Genomic DNA, 15,005 nt, shown 5'->3' with positions numbered 1-15,005 from the left:
AGAGGAACCTTTGCGCGCGGGGCGTCAGGAGTTTTCGAGGATCACGCCCTCGATGAGGTTGGCCACGTCCTCGCACTTGTCGGTGATGGTCTCCAGCAGCTCGTAAATGGCCTTGAGCTTGATGAGTTCGCGCACGTCGGTTTCCTCGCGGAACAGCTTGCTCATGGCGCTGCGCAGCACGCGGTCGGCATCGCCTTCGAGGCGGTCGATCTCCTCGCAGGTCTTGAGCGCGGCTTCGGCCACGGCCGGGTCGGCAATCTTGTCGAGCAGCTTGACGGCGTCGCGCAGGCGCTCGCTGGCACGCACGCACAGGTCGGTGAGGCGCGTGATCTCCTCGGTCATGGCGCGGATGTCGTACAGCGCCATGGCCTCGGCCGAGTCCTGGAACAGGTCGGCCACGTCGTCCATGGTGTTGATGAGCGAATGGATCTGCTCGCGGTCGATGGGCGTGATGAAGGTCTTGTGCAGCAGGCGGTTGACCTCGTGCGTCACGCGGTCGGCGGCGCCTTCGGCGCTGTCCACGGCCTGGTTGTACTTCTCACGCAGATGCAGGTCGCCGTAGTTGGCCACCAGCAGGGAGAACGCCTGCGCCGCATCGACGATGCGGTCGGCATGCTGGTTGAACATCTCGAAAAAATTGCCTTCGCGCGGCAACAGCTTGCCAAACAGCATGAGGGTTCCTGATTGGGGGTGGTCGGAAGGGGGTAGGGAAGACCTGCGCAATTTGTGTCATTCGTATGACAAATGCGCCAAGCCTGCGAGTTTAACCGGGCAGCCGCGCCCCCCATGCGGGCGGCCGTCAGGCGCCGCGGAAAATGAAATACACCGCCCCCACCATGCACAGCCCGGCCCAGAGGTAGTCCCACTTGAGCGGCTGCCCCAGGTAGAACACCGAGAAAGGCACGAAAACCGCGAGGGTAATGACCTCCTGCAGGATCTTCAGCTGCCCCACGTTGAACTGCGTGAACCCGATGCGGTTGGCCGGCACCTGCAGCAGGTACTCGAACAGGGCGATGCCCCAGCTCACCAGCGCCGCCACGTACCAGGGCGCGGTGGCGAGGTTGCGCAGGTGGCCGTACCAGGCGAAGGTCATGAAAATGTTGCTCAAGAGCAACAAGAAGACCGTCTGGACGGAGATGGGCAGGGATTGCAGAAAGGTCATGGCAACCAGTATTCTAGGCGCCAGAACGGCACCCAGCCCAATACCACCATGCGCAAGCAGCTATCAATTCAGAAGCATGCGCATCATTCGCCCAGGTACGCCGCACGCACGCGCGGATCGCTCAGCAGCTCCTGGCCCGGCCCGGTCATGGTGATGACGCCCGACTCCATCACGTAGCCGCGGTCGGCGATGGCCAGGGCCCGGCTGGCGTTCTGCTCCACCAGCACGATGGTCACGCCCAGCGCGTACACGTCGCGCACCACCTCGAAGATCTTGTCCACCATGATGGGCGACAGGCCCATGGAGGGCTCGTCGAGCAGCAGCACCTTGGGCTGGCTCATCAGCGCGCGGCCCATGGCCAGCATCTGCTGCTCGCCGCCCGACATGGTGCCGGCGAGCTGGTCCTTGCGCTCGCGCAGGCGCGGGAAGATGGTGAACATCTTCTCGATGTCGGCCTGGATGCCGGCGTTGTCGCTGCGCGTGTAGGCGCCCATGAGCAGGTTCTCGGTGATGGTCATGCGCGCGAACACGCCGCGCCCCTCGGGCACCATCACCAGCCCTTCCTTGACCAGGTCCCAGGCGCCGCGCCCCTTGATGCTGCGGCCCAGGTACTCGATGTCGCCGTCGTTGGCGAGCAGCGTGGCGGTGACGGCCTTCATGGTCGTGGTCTTGCCGGCGCCGTTGGAGCCGATCAAGGTGACCAGCTCGCCCTCGCGCACTTCCATGTCCACGCCCTTGACGGCCTGGATGCCGCCGTAGGCCACCTTCAGGCCCTTGACCTGCAATAGAACTTTGTCGGATTTCTCGGCCATTTTTTCGGTCCTTCAGTGCCCGCCGGTGCCCAGGTAGGCCTCGATCACTTTTTCGTTCTTCTGCACTTCGGCAGGGGTGCCCTCGGCAATCTGCTTGCCGTAGTCGAGCACCGTCACGCGGTCGCACAGGCCCATCATCAGCTTCACGTCGTGCTCGATGATGAGGATGGTGCGGTTGTCCTTGCGGATGCGGTCGATCAGCTCGCGCAGCATCACCTTCTCGGTGGCGTTCATGCCGGCGGCTGGTTCGTCCAGCGCGATGAGCTGCGGGTCGGTCGCCAGGGCGCGCGCGATCTCCAGGCGGCGCTGGTCGCCGTAGGACAGCGTGCGCGCCTTGAAGTCGGCGTACTTGCCGATGCCCACGTAGTCGAGCAGCTCCTGCGCACGCTTGGCGATCGCTGCCTCCTCCGCCTTGAAGCCCTTGGTGCGGAAGATGGCGCCCAGCAGGCCGGAATGCGTGCGGATGTGCCGCCCCACCATCACGTTCTCCAGCGCCGTCATGTCGGCGAAGAGGCGGATGTTCTGGAACGTGCGCGCGATGCCCGCCTTGGCCACCAGGTGCACGGCGTGCGGCGCGTAGGGCTGGCCGGCCAGCTCGAAGCTGCCGGTGTCGGGGGTGTACAGGCCAGTGATGACGTTGAAGAACGTCGTCTTGCCCGCGCCGTTCGGGCCGATCAGGCCGTAGACCTGGCCGCGCCGGATGGTCATGCCCACGTCCGACAGCGCCTGCAGGCCGCCAAAGCGCTTGGAGATGCCCGCGACCTTGAGCACCACTTCTTTCGATGTATCTGCCATTTCTTGCTCTCGGTGGTGGGGTCAGGACTTCTGTTCCAGGCTCTTGCCATGTTCGGGCGCAGGCCACAGACCACGCGGGCGCAGCAGCATCACGACGATCATGGCCAGCGCAATCAGCAGCTGGCGCAGGATGGCGGCGTCCAGGCGCCCATCGGTCATCTGCTGCAGCGGGCCCGCCACGTAGCGCAGCACCTCGGGCAGCGCCGACAGCAGCACCGCACCCAGGATCACTCCCGGAATATGACCGATGCCCCCCAGCACCACCATGGCCACGATCATGATCGACTCCATCAGGCTGAACGACTCGGGCGAGACGAAGCCCTGGAAAGCGCCGAACATGGCCCCGGCCACGCCGCCGAACGACGCGCCCATGCCGAAGGCCAGCAGCTTCATGTTGCGCGTGTTGATGCCCATGGCCTTGGCGGCGATCTCGTCCTCGCGGATGGCCATCCAGGCGCGGCCAATGCGCGAGTCCTGCAGGCGGTAGCAGACGATGATGGTGAACACCACCAACACAAGGAACAGGTAGTAATACAGCGTGACCGACGAAATGTCGAAGCCGAAGATCTCCTGCCGCTTGGCCAGGTTCAGGCCGAATACCGTGACCGAGTCGATCTGCCCCAGGCCCTTGGGGCCGTTGGTGATGTTGACCGGGTGGTCCAGGTTGTTCATGAAGATACGGATGATCTCGCCGAAGCCCAGCGTGACGATGGCCAGGTAGTCACCGCGCAGCTTGAGCACCGGGATACCCAGCAGCACCCCGGTGCACGCCGCCAGCACCAGTGCCACGGGAATCACCATCCACAGCGACATGTGCAGCCCGTCCGGGAAATTGGCGGCGAACCAGGCGAAGTTCTCCGTCAGGTGCGGCGAGGCCAGCAGGCCAAACATGTAGGCACCGACGGCATAGAACGCCACGTAGCCCAGGTCGAGCAGGCCAGCGTAGCCCACCACGATGTTCAGGCCTAAGGCCAGCATCACATAGAGCAGCGCCAGGTCGGCAATGCGCACCCAGGCGTTGCCGAAGTACTGCAGCACCAGCGGCAGCACCAGCAGCGCCACGGCGCCCAGAATCCATTGGATCTTGTTGTTTTTCATGGTCGTTGGCTCCTCAGGCGCGGTCGGCCACGCGCTCGCCCAGCAGGCCCGAGGGACGCAGCGTGAGGATGATGATGAGCACGATGAAAGCGAAGATGTCGGTGTAGTGGCTGCCCAGCACGCCACCCGTGAGGTCACCGATGTAGCCCGAGCCGATGGACTCAATCAGCCCCAGCAGAAGGCCGCCGACGACGGCGCCCGCCAGGTTGCCAATGCCGCCAAACACGGCCGCCGTGAAGGCCTTGAGGCCCGGCAGGAAACCCATGGTGTGCTGCACCGTGCCGTAGTTGGACGCCCACATGATGCCGGCGATGGCCGCCAGCACGGCACCGATGATGAAGGTGGCCGAGATCACCATGTCGGGCTTGACGCCCATGAGCGCGGCCACGCGCGGGTTCTCTGCCGTGGCGCGCATGGCGCGGCCCAGGCGAGTGTAGTTCACCAGGTACACCATGGCCCCCAGCGCCACCGCCGTGACGGCCAGGATCAGCACCTGCGTGGACGTGATGACCGCGCCGCCAATTTCAAACGGCGTGGTGGGCAGCAGGGTGGGATAGGGCTTGTAATTGGGCTTCCAGATGATCATGGCCAGCGTCTGCAGCAGCAGCGACATGCCAATGGCCGTGATCAGCGGGGCCAGGCGCGGGCTGCTGCGCAGCCGCTTGTAGGCAATCTTCTCAATCGAGAAATTCAGCGCGGCCGCCACCACACAGGCGATGAGCGTGGCCAGCAGCAAGATGACCCAACCTGGTGCGCCAGGCATGGCCTCCTGCATCATGCCGATGCAGCTCCAACTGGTCAGTGCCCCGATCATGAGCACTTCCCCGTGGGCGAAGTTGATGAGTTGGATGATGCCGTACACCATGGTATAGCCCAAGGCTATCAAGGCGTACATGCTGCCGAGGACCAGACCGTTGATGATCTGTTGCAGCAGAATGTCCATAAAAAAGTCCTTCGTTCGTGACGTGCGCGCCTTGCCAACACCTGCGTCGTTGGCATCTTGTGCGCCCCCAGCCGTGTGTAGCAAAAAACCCGCCAGGCTTCTCTGCGCGGGTTTGCAACAAATTCTAGCCAGTGCGCCAAACCCGCCCCTATCCGCATGGGCGGGGTTTTCCCGGGGATTTGCACCACATCAGCAGTGCACCAGAAACATCAGCACTGCTAATAGACATTTCGTTTACTGACGCGAACTTATTCTCCACCCGGCCGCGCTGCCGCGTTGCGCGCACGCAACTCATCGAGCTTCTGCGCGATCTTGATCTCCAGACCCCGGTCCACCGGCCGGTAGAAGCCCGGCGGCGCCATGCCCTCTGGCAGGTAGCTCTCCCCGGCGGCGAAGCCCCCCTCCTCGTCATGCGCGTAGCGGTAGCCCTTGCCGTAGTCCAGCTCCTTCATGAGCCGGGTTGGTGCATTGCGCAGGTGCATGGGCACCGGGCGGGTGCCGTCCTGCTGCACGAAGGTGCGCGCCTGCTTGTAGGCCATGTAGCCCGCGTTGCTCTTGGGCGCCACCGCCAGGTAGATGACCGCCTGCGCCAGCGCCAGCTCGCCCTCGGGGCTGCCCAGGCGCTCGTAGGTCTGCGCCGCCTCATTGGCGATCTGCAGCGCGCGCGGGTCGGCCAGGCCGATGTCTTCCCACGCCATGCGCACGATGCGCCGGGCCATGTAGCGCGGATCGGCGCCGCCGTCGAGCATGCGCACCAGCCAATACAGCGCAGCGTCGGGGTCGGAGCCGCGCACCGACTTGTGCAGCGCGCTGATGGTGTCGTAAAACTGCTCACCGCCTTTGTCATAACGGCGCATGCGCTCGCCCAGCACCTGCAGCAGCCAGGCATCGGTGATGGTTTCCACCTTCGCCTGCTCGGCGGTGACGGCAAGCGTCTCCAGCGTGTTCAGCAGGCGCCGCGCATCACCGTCGGCATAGGCGATGAGGCGCTCCAGCGCTTCGCTTTCGATAGCTGGTAGCGCTTGCAGGGCCTGGGCTTTAGCCACTATTTGCTTCAAATCATCGGCCGCGAGCGGTTGCAGCACGTAGACCGTGGCACGCGACAGCAGCGCCGAGTTGACCTCGAACGAAGGGTTCTCGGTGGTGGCGCCGACGAAGGTAAACAGCCCGCTCTCGACGTGCGGCAGAAACGCATCCTGCTGGCTCTTGTTGAAGCGGTGCACCTCATCCACAAAGACGATGGTGCGCTGCGGCACCAGGCCATCGCGCGCGCGCTCGGCCTGCTGCACGGCGTCGCGGATGTCCTTCACGCCGCCCAGCACCGCGCTGATGCTGATGAACTGCGCATCGAACGCCTCGGCCATCAGCCGCGCAATGGTGGTCTTGCCCACACCCGGCGGGCCCCACAGGATGCAGCTGTGCGGCCGCCCCGACTCGAACGCCAGCCGCAGCGGCATGCCAGGCCCCAGCACATGCTGCTGGCCAATTACCTCGCCCAGGGTGCGCGGGCGCAGGCGCTCGGCCAGGGGCTGGTGGGAAAACGGGGAAGCTTGACTCATAGCGCATCGAGCGGGCTCGGCACGCCGCGCCCGCCCTTGTTCAGAACATGGGGGTAGATCATGGTGGTATTCAGAACGTGTTCACGCTCTCACATCCTTGTGGCCCAGCAATTCCTGCACGATACGGATGTCGTAACCCGCTTGCAGCACGCGAGCCCGCTCCAGTTGCTCGCGCAGCGGCGCCAGCAGGTTCTCGGGCAGCACTGTCACCCGGTCCTTGTTGCCCTTGCCCTCGCGCACGACCAGCTCACGCCGCTCGAACTCCACATCCTTCACGCGCAAGCGTAACGCCTCAAGAATGCGCATGCCCGTACCGTACAGCAGCGAAGCCACCAGCCACTGCGTGCCCTGCAAGTGCAGCAGCAGTTCGCGCACCTCGCGCTGCGTCAGCACCACCGGCAGGCGGCGCGCCTTCTTGGCCGAAACAACCTCATCCAGCCACGGCAAGTCTTGCTGCAATACCTCTTTGTAGAGAAACAGAATGGCGGCCTTGGCCTGGTTCTGCGTGGAGGCGGACACATTGCGCGCCACAGCCAGATGGGTGAGAAAGGCCGTGACCTCCGGCGCCCCCATCTCGCGTGGATGGCGCTTGCCATGGAACAGAATGAAACGGCGTGCCCAATCCACGCAAGCCTGCTCGGTGCGAATGGAATAGTGCAGCACCCGAATGCGCTGGCGCAACGAATCCAGCAACTTGGGCGGCTGCAACGCGGCGAGAACAGGTGGGGTTGAGGGCGCATCCATCATCCGTGGAATTTTAGGCGGCCTAAATTACCGCCGCCATGGGGTTGGCTTAGGAGATTTTGTGCTGCGCGCTTGACTTAGGCCGCGCCGGGTCAGTAGCATGCGGTTGTCTAAATCTAGTTAAATTGATTTAATTGAGGAACGTATGAAATTCTCCAAATTGCTTGTCGCAACCATCCTCCTGAATACGACATTTGGTGCATTAGCACAGAACGCCGAAAATTTTGACATTCTCGGAATAAAACTTGGAATGACAAAAGAACAAGCTGAAGCAACATTAAAATCCCAACTTCCAAACGCAAGCATTGATTCCACAGAATTTTATAGAGAGTCTCCGGGAATACCAAAATCTTTGGCTAAAATTAAGTATAGTTATACAAATAATGAATCGGAAACAAGTTGGATTTCATTGGGTTTTTTACCTCTTAGCGGAAAAATATTCTCAATTTCAAGGCAAGAAAAAATAGGTGCTCGCTACAAGCCAGAGACATGGACTGCTTTCGATAATCTTCAAGCGGCTTTTGAAAAGAAATACGGCGCCCCAACATTCACTTCCAAATTTGGCACCCCTCCGGCTTCATACATTGTTTTCGATAAAAATATGAAACGGACAAAAACTGAACCCTGCATGGGGGTTGTAATTGGCAGTGCTCTTCTTCGTCAAACTGACGACCGTTGCGGCATCGAACTTGGCTATCAGTGGCGTCAAGGCGAAGATCGTAAATTCATAGGGCTCGCGAGCGGCCTAGAGGTTGCACTAAATAATTACGCAATGATCAATTCGGAAATAAAATTAATTAACCTAAAAGCTGCAGAAATACAAAAACAACAGCGTGAGCAAGGCAGCAGAAACAACTCTCCAAAGTTATAGAAATCTAACTGTTCGTCGCAGCCGACCGCCTACGGCGGCGGCTGAACTCAGTACGTTAGCCTCATTAATCATTAGCGCCACTTTATTGAAACAGCAGACCACAAAGATGGAACAAAAAAACAATTTACAAACGCACCGTGCTAAATTATTTCTTGATAATTTCTCAAAGAACTATCCAGGTGTTTGGTCGTCTGTAGATTCGCTACGCTCGCAGAAGGGTCAAGATGATTTTAATTGGCCGGACTGGTGCTTTATGCCGAATTCCACCTATGTTCACATCATCAACGGCTATCATTACGATCTTACTATTAATCAACAGATTGAAAATGGATTGATGTTGTCTGCGTTATCAAAATGGAGAATAGGACAGGGGGTTTATAGATTTGACTCAAGTTTATATGATTCGCTAGTTAAAACTCCTTTGGATGGCGACATCCCAAGCGAACTATTACTACAACTTCCTCAATGGTGTTTATATATCGAAACGCCAGGATGCACACTAGATACGCATGAAATAAAGGGATGCTTTGCTCATCTTGAATTCAATGTCCATTCAAAAACACCTGAGATACATTTTCTATTCGACTCAGACTCTCTAAACCAAGGAAAATTTAGCTTTATAAAATTGGGGCAATGGTCTCTGCAGGAGTCAATTAATCGTGCAATCGACTACGATAGTCATGGAACCCCTGAATCACTTAGAAAACAGGTTGAAGAAGTTCGAAAAAATAGGGACTACATTTTAGAGTCTCAATCTAGTGTATTGCGCCCAATTCTTTCGTTGTTACTATACCTCTGCAGTGTTAATGCAGAATACAAAAATACAGATCGCCCATTCAACACTCCACCAACAAAAACCAAGAAAGGAATCCGTACATTCCCCTCAAACCAAGTAACAACATGGGAAATTGGAACACGAATTGGTGCAGCCATTCGCGCAGCACTGGACAAATCAGAAGACGTTACTCATGATTCAATTGAAGGTCGTCATTCCAGTCCAAAACCACATGTCAGGCGAGCACACTGGCACGGTTTTTGGAGCGGCCCCAAAGATGGTGAGCGTCAATTGAAAATAAAATGGCTTCCGCCCATCAGCGTAAACATTAACGATCTGGAGCATCTACCTTCAGTTATTCATCCGGTTAAATAACAGAGCACAAATACCCTCTTTTTTCAGCCGGTCTAACTTTTCGTCGCAGCCGACCGCCTACGGCGTCGGCTGAACTCAGGGCGTTAGCACTACAGAAAACCAATTTATTTCGCCCATGTTTACTCAAACGGCATTCAATTTCTCAAGCGTTGTTCAGCGCTTGGTTTGCCGTTTTTTCCGGGCTTCGCCTGCTGGCGTTTTGTCATTTTTCAGTGTTTTGGGCCTCAAGCCCTTGCGTAGCAAGCGCAAGAAGCTATCGTTTTGCAAGCGCTGCGCCGCCTCGGTGGCGCTGCGCTTTTTCGCGGTTCGCGCCCGTCGTCAAATGGGAGTTTCCCGTTTTGGCTTCTGGCTCTAACATTTCGGTCAAGCCGACCCGCCTACGGCGGTCGGCTTACCTCGCCCGTTATGCATAAGGAGATTTTGTGATTCCAATTCAAGAAGTAATTGTTTCAACAGACAAGGGTGCTCAGCACACTATCCATATTATCCAGCCGCAACCTGGTAGTCCCTTTAGCAGCGAAATAATCGTCTACGATCCTCAGTTCCATACCCTCTATTCATCTCTAGTCCCAATTGGAGCCTCATACACAACGGCTGCAGATGCGTTTGAAAATGCATTCAAATGGGTGGCAGGTTGGCTTCAATCTAAGGGGCAAAACGCAGTAAAAATCACCAACCCCTGTAATTGTGAGTTTCTAGATACAGCCACACAGAGCAGCATTACCCAAAAGCATGGCATCTCAACGCAGGTGCAGGTAAATGCATAACAAGTCCGTCAACCGGACTGTCAAAAAGCTACGCTTTTCGCCATCCGGTTACGTCCAACGTTAGCCTGCTTTTTATTCCTACTCATTTCAGCCCATGAATATTCAAGCGCCATTTACCTTCGCAAACTTTTATCCGCTGGGTGTTTGGCGTTCGCTCGGGCTTCGCCTGCGTGGGCTGCGCCAGTTTCAAGCCTTTTTGGCCTGTAGCCCTTGCGCAGCAAGCGTAGGCAGCTCTGGTTTTCGTAGTCTGTGGCCTGTGCGGTCACTTTCGTTTTTGCGTTTTGGGTCTAACCCGGCGCTCAAGCCGACCCGCATACTGCGGGAGGCTTACCTAGTCCGTTAGCCTGCCTTTTATTCCTGCTCATTTCAGCCCATGAATATTCAAGCGCCATTTACCTTCGCAAACGTTTATCCGCTGGGTGTTTGGCGTTCGCTCGGGCTTCGCCTGCGTAGGCTGTGCCAGTTTCAAGCCTTTTTGGCCTCTAGCCCTTGCGCAGCAAGCGTAGGCAGCTCTGGTTTTCGTAGTTCGTGGCCTTTGCGGTCACTTTCGTTTTTGCGCTTTGGGTCTAACCCGGCGCTCAAGCCGACCCGCATACTGCGGGCGGCTTATCTTGTCCGTTAGAAAACTGCAAAAATCTCTAAATTATATTCCCCAATAAGTGGAGCCACCATTGTTTAAAACCATTTGGATAAAAGCACATTTTCAAAAGTTCGGCTATTGGGCCGAAAAAGATGAGCCAACTGGAGAGGTAAAGAGAAATCTTCTTGGAGGAGAAAAGCTTGTTTATGCCAAAAAGAAAATGTGGATCGAAACCACCGATTATAGGGATGATTTAATTGATGGCGAGAGACTTTCCAGAGAAACTGAAATAGCACTCAATGAACTTGACTCTGAAGGTTTTGATGTTTTAAGCATCACACCAGCCATATCAGGCCATTGTGGAATTGATGTTGACAAATCTGGAACTTACCCTACAAGCTGGGGATACAGCCATACGGAAGGAATAATGATCGTGGCAAAGAAGAGAAGTAAATCATGAACTCATTGTCTTATTACCTCATTCACGCATCCGACCATTTACAACGACCCAGTCCTTCTCAAGGATTTTCTGTACAAATTTTCCATTTTTTCGGGTCTAACTTTGCAGTCAAGCGGACTGGCCTCCGGCCAGCCGCTTACTTTGACTGTTAGCACCACAGAAAACCATTTATTTCGCCCATGCTTATTCAAACGGCATTTAATTTCTCAAGCGTTGTTCAGCGCTGGGTTTGCCGTTTTTCCGGGCTTCGCCTGCTGGCGTTTTGTCATTTTCAGTCTTTTTGGCCTCCAGCCCTTGCGTAGCAAGCGCAAGCAGCTATTGTTTTCGTAGTGCTGCGCCGCTTCGGTGGCGCAGTGCTTTTTCGCAGTTCGTGCCCGTCGCCAAATCCAAGTTATCGGTTTTGGCTTCTGGCTGTAACATTTCGGTCAAGCCGACCCGCATTCTGCGGTCGGCTTACCTCGCCCGTTAGAAACACATGGAATTATCAATCATTCAAATTTTCAAAGATTGGGCAATTCCAATCGGTAGCGTTGGAATCACCATCTGGTTCGCATCTTCGGCAAAGAAGGATGCCGACAAGGCCGAAAAGCTACTAGAGCAGGTCAATGAGGCAATTCAAGGCTGGCAAAGCAAAATAATGAGTTCAGCCACAAACATTATTGATGCAGTTCCTCAAGTTATTGAAGGAAAAACCACTCTTGCGAAGATCAATGCCGCATCTTCCCTTTTGGAGGCAATAACATTGCATGCTCAGAACCCAAGCAATTTATCACCAGAGGAACATGACCGCACAATGGTTGCATTGTCTGCACAACTTTCTATGCTCCTCGATAGTTTAAAAAAATAAAAACTACATCTTCTAACCCGGCGCTCCAGCCGACCCGCATTCTGCGGTCGGCTTACCTCGCCCGTTAGGGTGGCAAATATCATGAAAAACCGACAATTCCTGTCTTTTATATTTTTTGTGCTTTCAATGTCAACGGGGTACGCACAAGTATACAAATGCAGCGTCAATGGGCGTACAGTATTTTCTGATCTCCCCTGTCAAGCAGGCTCTACTGGTGGTTTAATTCAAGAAAAAAAGATCCCGAACAAATCTATCAAGAACGCTTGAAAGCACTTGAGGCAGAAAATCGAAAATTGCAGCAACAAGCCTTGCAGCGCGAGCGGCAAATTAACCAGCAATATGCTCAACCACAACCTGTACAAAGCCAGACACCCCAAGCTGGCATTCGTTATGATGTTTCTGTATCAGAACAAACACGACGCTGTGATATGGAGAAAAACACCATCACTAACAAGAACCGTCGAGAGGGCGCAGAATGTTTAAAATTGCGGTCAATGTTAAATATGCCAGAACCCACTCGTGTAATTATTAATAATCAAAACACGCCAAGCCATCCAAGAACAGTTATCAACAACCAAACAGGGCGTCCATGTACCGTTTTCCCTGGTGGGCACATGGAATGTCATTGAGTCTCTTGACTGCCCCCATATTAAGTCGCCACTGCGTCCTAACATTTCGTCGCAGCCGACCGCCTACGGCGGCGGCTGAACTCAGGGCGTTATGCCATTGGGCGGTTTAACAGGAGCTTCATATGCGAGTTGATGTCGGAACATGGGAAGAAGCGTTTAAAAGAGATAACGGATATTGCCAATACTGTGGAGATGACTTATTGGATTCATTTTCTAGATTTCACTCCGCGACCGTAGATCATGTTGTTGCAGTTTCCGAGGGAGGGAGTGATGACTTGGAAAATCTTGTTCTTTCATGTCCAAGTTGCAATTCAATGCTATCGCGTTCTGGTGCATTAAAAACATACGCAGAGAGAAAAAGCTACGTTCTTGGAAAAATCAAGGAGCGTCAAGACTGGTACCAGCCGCTATTGAATGAGCTAAGGCCAGGCGCATAACTATTTGTCGCAACCGACCGCCTACGGCGGCGGCTGAACTCAGGGTGTTAGCACCACTGAAAACCAATTTATTTCGTCCATGCTTTTTCAAACGGCATTCAGTTTCTCAAGCGTTGTTCAGCGCTGGGTTTGCCGTTTCTCCGGGCTTCGCCTGCATGGGCTGCGCAGGTTTCCAGTATTTTTGGCCTCCGGCCCTTGTGTAGCAAGCGCAAGCAGCTATTGTTTTGGTAGTGCTGTGCAGCCTCGGTGGCGCTGTGCTTTTTCGCAGTTCGCGCCCGTCGCCAAATTCAGGTTATCTGTTTTGGCTTCTGACTCTAACATTTCGGTCAAGCCGACCCGCCTTCGGCGGTCGGCTTACCTCGCCCGTTAGAGCCATCTATGTCAGAGGCAACTGTTGGCTGGCTTGTTTTGTCGTCTATCGCAGTCGCTTCTGCGCTAGGGTGGCACCTGTTGCTGCGTTCCTTTTTGCTTGCCACGGTGCTGGCTACTGCCACAGCAGTAGTTCTGTTTCAAGTCGCTGCTTACCTGTACGCTGGCTACCTTGATCCGTTCTTTCTTGTCGCAGTCATTACGTCCTCAGTTATCTGCCTACTTATTACAGTTACTGTTGGCATGCTCGTGCGCAACATCAAGGGGAAAAACAATGCACTCTAACTCTGCGCTCAAGCCGACCCGCCTACCTAGGTACTTGCCAAGGGCGCAGATTAATCCGCGCTCGATAGCAATCCGTTTCGTGCCATCGCCATTTTTCCAAATTAGTATTTTTCTTTGGCTTGGCATCGGTTAATTTTAACTTTGCAGTCGCACTAGCCCCGGCTTGTATTACCAGCTATGCTGTTGGCTATGGACCGCTGGTTTGTGGACTTGGCTAGCAACCTTGCTCTCAAGCAGATGGCTTCCATCTGCCGCATATCTCGGCTTGATTCACCAGCCCCTATCCATCATGCGCTTTCTATTTTTCCTTTTAGCCACACTCATCGCCCTTCCGACTCTGGCATCTGAAGAATTGCTCAGACTTGACACCCGCCCGGAGGTCAAAACGCCGATCTTCTACATTAAAAACAATGGCGCCAGCGCAACCGTTTTGCTCCTCTCCGGAGGAAAAGGAGGCATGGGGAAAATAGTGAATGGACAGCCATCCAGCGAGAACTTCTTAGTCCGTAGCCGAAATCATTTCACCGAAAACGGGCTGAATGTTGCCGTACTTGGCTTGCCGTCGGACAAGAAGACCGGCTACGTTGAATACGCCGACCGCCTCAGCCCCGAGCATCTCCAGGATATCAAGAGGGTAGTTGAATATTTGAAAGCCGATACGGGATTACCCGTTTGGCTTGTAGGAACAAGCCGAGGAACTGTTTCAGCGACTGCAGCAGCCATCGATTTCGGCAACGAACTCCTTGGCGGCATCGTTCTCACTGCGAGCGTGGTCAGCTACAAGAAAGCGGGTGCGATTCCCACGCAAGATATCGAAAAAATTCAAATCCCCGTCCTGGTGGTGCACCATGAAAAAGACGGTTGCGTCATTTGCGCACCGCACGAAGTACCGAGCATCATGAAAGGCCTCAAAAACACGCCTGTCAAAAAATTGCTCATGGTTTCCGGGGGCGAGAATCCGACAGGCGACCCCTGCGAGGCACTGCATTACCACGGGTTCATTGGCATTGAAGAGGCCACTGTAAAAAGCATGGCAACATGGGTAAAAAACCCAACCCCGTAGCAGCGGGGGCTACGCCCACTGTCCACCCGCGGCGCTCAGCCAACCGTGAATTTGAACGCCAGAGAACATGAAGCCGCCCCTCTTTATCGTTATCGCATTCTGTGCCTTGGCAGCCATTTGCGCGAGCGTCGGTTGGATGGGCATCACGGAACACCAGCTCACCACGGGGGGAAAGCTCGGCATTTCCACCTCTTCGGGCCTGGGAGCCGTCGTGCAGGGGTGGCTTTTCATCGCGGCCGCCTTTTTCCTCATGGGAATTTTGGCGTCACGCTCAGGGGTGAGAAATCTCATCTGGCTTGGCCTGGCGGTTGTCTTTTTTGCACTGATCGCCGTCTACAGCCACTCCTCTTATGCGCCTTAACCCGGCCTTGCGCCCCAGCCGTTCCCTATTGGCCAGCGGCTGATCCCATCGCCGGCAAAATGGCGGCCTCCCC

The 15,005-nt window shown here is 55.6% G+C and carries 19 protein-coding genes and 3 pseudogenes; 14 read left to right on the top strand and 8 right to left on the bottom strand.

What is annotated here, in order from left to right:
- Positions 1 to 24 precede the first annotated feature (24 nt).
- The 8 genes and pseudogenes from YS110_19515 to YS110_19480 all read right to left on the bottom strand — a co-directional run bounded on the left by YS110_19515 (position 25) and on the right by YS110_19480 (position 7,113).
- Complete coding sequence (locus YS110_19515; GenBank protein UJB66796.1) at positions 25 to 672, bottom strand: DUF47 domain-containing protein; 648 nt, start codon at positions 670 to 672, stop codon at positions 25 to 27.
- A 127-nt stretch (positions 673 to 799) separates the two neighbouring features.
- Positions 800 to 1,162 carry a DMT family protein gene (locus YS110_19510; GenBank protein UJB66795.1) on the bottom strand — a complete coding sequence of 121 codons (363 nt, stop codon included), beginning with the start codon at positions 1,160 to 1,162 and terminating at the stop codon, positions 800 to 802.
- 83 nt (positions 1,163 to 1,245) lie between these two features.
- Positions 1,246 to 1,974, bottom strand: coding sequence for an ABC transporter ATP-binding protein (locus YS110_19505; GenBank protein UJB66794.1), 729 nt, complete (start codon positions 1,972 to 1,974; stop codon positions 1,246 to 1,248).
- Between the two features lie 12 nt (positions 1,975 to 1,986).
- A complete protein-coding gene (locus YS110_19500) occupies positions 1,987 to 2,769 on the bottom strand; it encodes an ABC transporter ATP-binding protein (protein ID UJB66793.1) in 783 nt (260 codons plus the stop codon).
- Between the two features lie 21 nt (positions 2,770 to 2,790).
- The gene (locus YS110_19495; GenBank protein ID UJB66792.1) at positions 2,791 to 3,867 is read right to left on the bottom strand and encodes an ABC transporter ATP-binding protein; all 1,077 of its coding nucleotides are present in this window, start codon (positions 3,865 to 3,867) and stop codon (positions 2,791 to 2,793) included.
- A 13-nt stretch (positions 3,868 to 3,880) separates the two neighbouring features.
- Positions 3,881 to 4,810 carry a branched-chain amino acid ABC transporter permease gene (locus tag YS110_19490; protein UJB66791.1) on the bottom strand — a complete coding sequence of 310 codons (930 nt, stop codon included), beginning with the start codon at positions 4,808 to 4,810 and terminating at the stop codon, positions 3,881 to 3,883.
- Positions 4,811 to 5,058: 248 nt separating this feature from the next.
- Entirely contained in the window at positions 5,059 to 6,369 is a 1,311-nt protein-coding gene (locus tag YS110_19485) for a replication-associated recombination protein A (protein UJB66790.1), read from the bottom strand.
- Positions 6,366 to 7,113, bottom strand: a pseudogene (locus tag YS110_19480) (phage integrase N-terminal SAM-like domain-containing protein). The gene YS110_19485 and the pseudogene YS110_19480 overlap by 4 nt, the downstream one beginning before the upstream one ends.
- Positions 7,114 to 7,258: 145 nt before the next feature.
- Between YS110_19480 and YS110_19475 the strand changes: the two are divergent.
- The 14 genes and pseudogenes from YS110_19475 (at position 7,259) to YS110_19410 (ending at position 14,932) form a co-directional block, all read left to right on the top strand.
- Positions 7,259 to 7,984 carry a hypothetical protein gene (locus YS110_19475; GenBank protein ID UJB66789.1) on the top strand — a complete coding sequence of 242 codons (726 nt, stop codon included), beginning with the start codon at positions 7,259 to 7,261 and terminating at the stop codon, positions 7,982 to 7,984.
- Positions 7,947 to 9,134, top strand: a complete 1,188-nt coding sequence (locus YS110_19470) for a hypothetical protein (GenBank protein ID UJB66788.1) — start codon at positions 7,947 to 7,949, stop codon at positions 9,132 to 9,134. The genes YS110_19475 and YS110_19470 overlap by 38 nt, the downstream gene beginning before the upstream one ends.
- A gap of 115 nt (positions 9,135 to 9,249) precedes the next feature.
- Positions 9,250 to 9,547: pseudogene (locus tag YS110_19465) on the top strand (DUF1010 domain-containing protein).
- 9 nt (positions 9,548 to 9,556) lie between these two features.
- The gene (locus YS110_19460) at positions 9,557 to 9,901 is read left to right on the top strand and encodes a hypothetical protein (protein UJB66787.1); all 345 of its coding nucleotides are present in this window, start codon (positions 9,557 to 9,559) and stop codon (positions 9,899 to 9,901) included.
- Between the two features lie 373 nt (positions 9,902 to 10,274).
- On the top strand, positions 10,275 to 10,523 hold the full coding sequence (locus YS110_19455; GenBank protein UJB66786.1) for a DUF1010 domain-containing protein: 249 nt from the start codon (positions 10,275 to 10,277) through the stop codon (positions 10,521 to 10,523).
- Positions 10,524 to 10,572: 49 nt separating this feature from the next.
- A complete protein-coding gene (locus YS110_19450) occupies positions 10,573 to 10,941 on the top strand; it encodes a hypothetical protein (protein ID UJB66785.1) in 369 nt (122 codons plus the stop codon).
- Between the two features lie 179 nt (positions 10,942 to 11,120).
- Positions 11,121 to 11,410, top strand: a pseudogene (locus YS110_19445) (DUF1010 domain-containing protein).
- 6 nt (positions 11,411 to 11,416) lie between these two features.
- Entirely contained in the window at positions 11,417 to 11,788 is a 372-nt protein-coding gene (locus YS110_19440; GenBank protein ID UJB66784.1) for a hypothetical protein, read from the top strand.
- Between the two features lie 81 nt (positions 11,789 to 11,869).
- Positions 11,870 to 12,055, top strand: coding sequence for a DUF4124 domain-containing protein (locus YS110_19435; GenBank protein ID UJB66783.1), 186 nt, complete (start codon positions 11,870 to 11,872; stop codon positions 12,053 to 12,055).
- Positions 12,052 to 12,417 carry a hypothetical protein gene (locus YS110_19430; GenBank protein UJB66782.1) on the top strand — a complete coding sequence of 122 codons (366 nt, stop codon included), beginning with the start codon at positions 12,052 to 12,054 and terminating at the stop codon, positions 12,415 to 12,417. The genes YS110_19435 and YS110_19430 overlap by 4 nt, the downstream gene beginning before the upstream one ends.
- 122 nt (positions 12,418 to 12,539) lie before the next feature.
- Positions 12,540 to 12,854 (top strand): HNH endonuclease, encoded by a 315-nt coding sequence (locus YS110_19425; protein UJB66781.1) that lies wholly within the window; start codon positions 12,540 to 12,542, stop codon positions 12,852 to 12,854.
- A 79-nt stretch (positions 12,855 to 12,933) separates the two neighbouring features.
- On the top strand, positions 12,934 to 13,224 hold the full coding sequence (locus tag YS110_19420) for a DUF1010 domain-containing protein (GenBank protein ID UJB66780.1): 291 nt from the start codon (positions 12,934 to 12,936) through the stop codon (positions 13,222 to 13,224).
- Positions 13,225 to 13,797: 573 nt separating this feature from the next.
- Positions 13,798 to 14,571: an alpha/beta hydrolase gene (locus YS110_19415; protein ID UJB66779.1), complete on the top strand. Its 774-nt coding sequence runs from the start codon at positions 13,798 to 13,800 to the stop codon at positions 14,569 to 14,571.
- Positions 14,572 to 14,638: 67 nt separating this feature from the next.
- Entirely contained in the window at positions 14,639 to 14,932 is a 294-nt protein-coding gene (locus tag YS110_19410) for a hypothetical protein (protein ID UJB66778.1), read from the top strand.
- Positions 14,933 to 15,005 lie beyond the last annotated feature (73 nt).

The organism is Acidovorax sp. YS12 (assembly GCA_021496925.1).
GTDB lineage: Bacteria > Pseudomonadota > Gammaproteobacteria > Burkholderiales > Burkholderiaceae_C > Paenacidovorax.
Note: the sequence above shows the minus strand (reverse complement) of the source record. Positions and strands in the feature narration are given on the sequence as shown.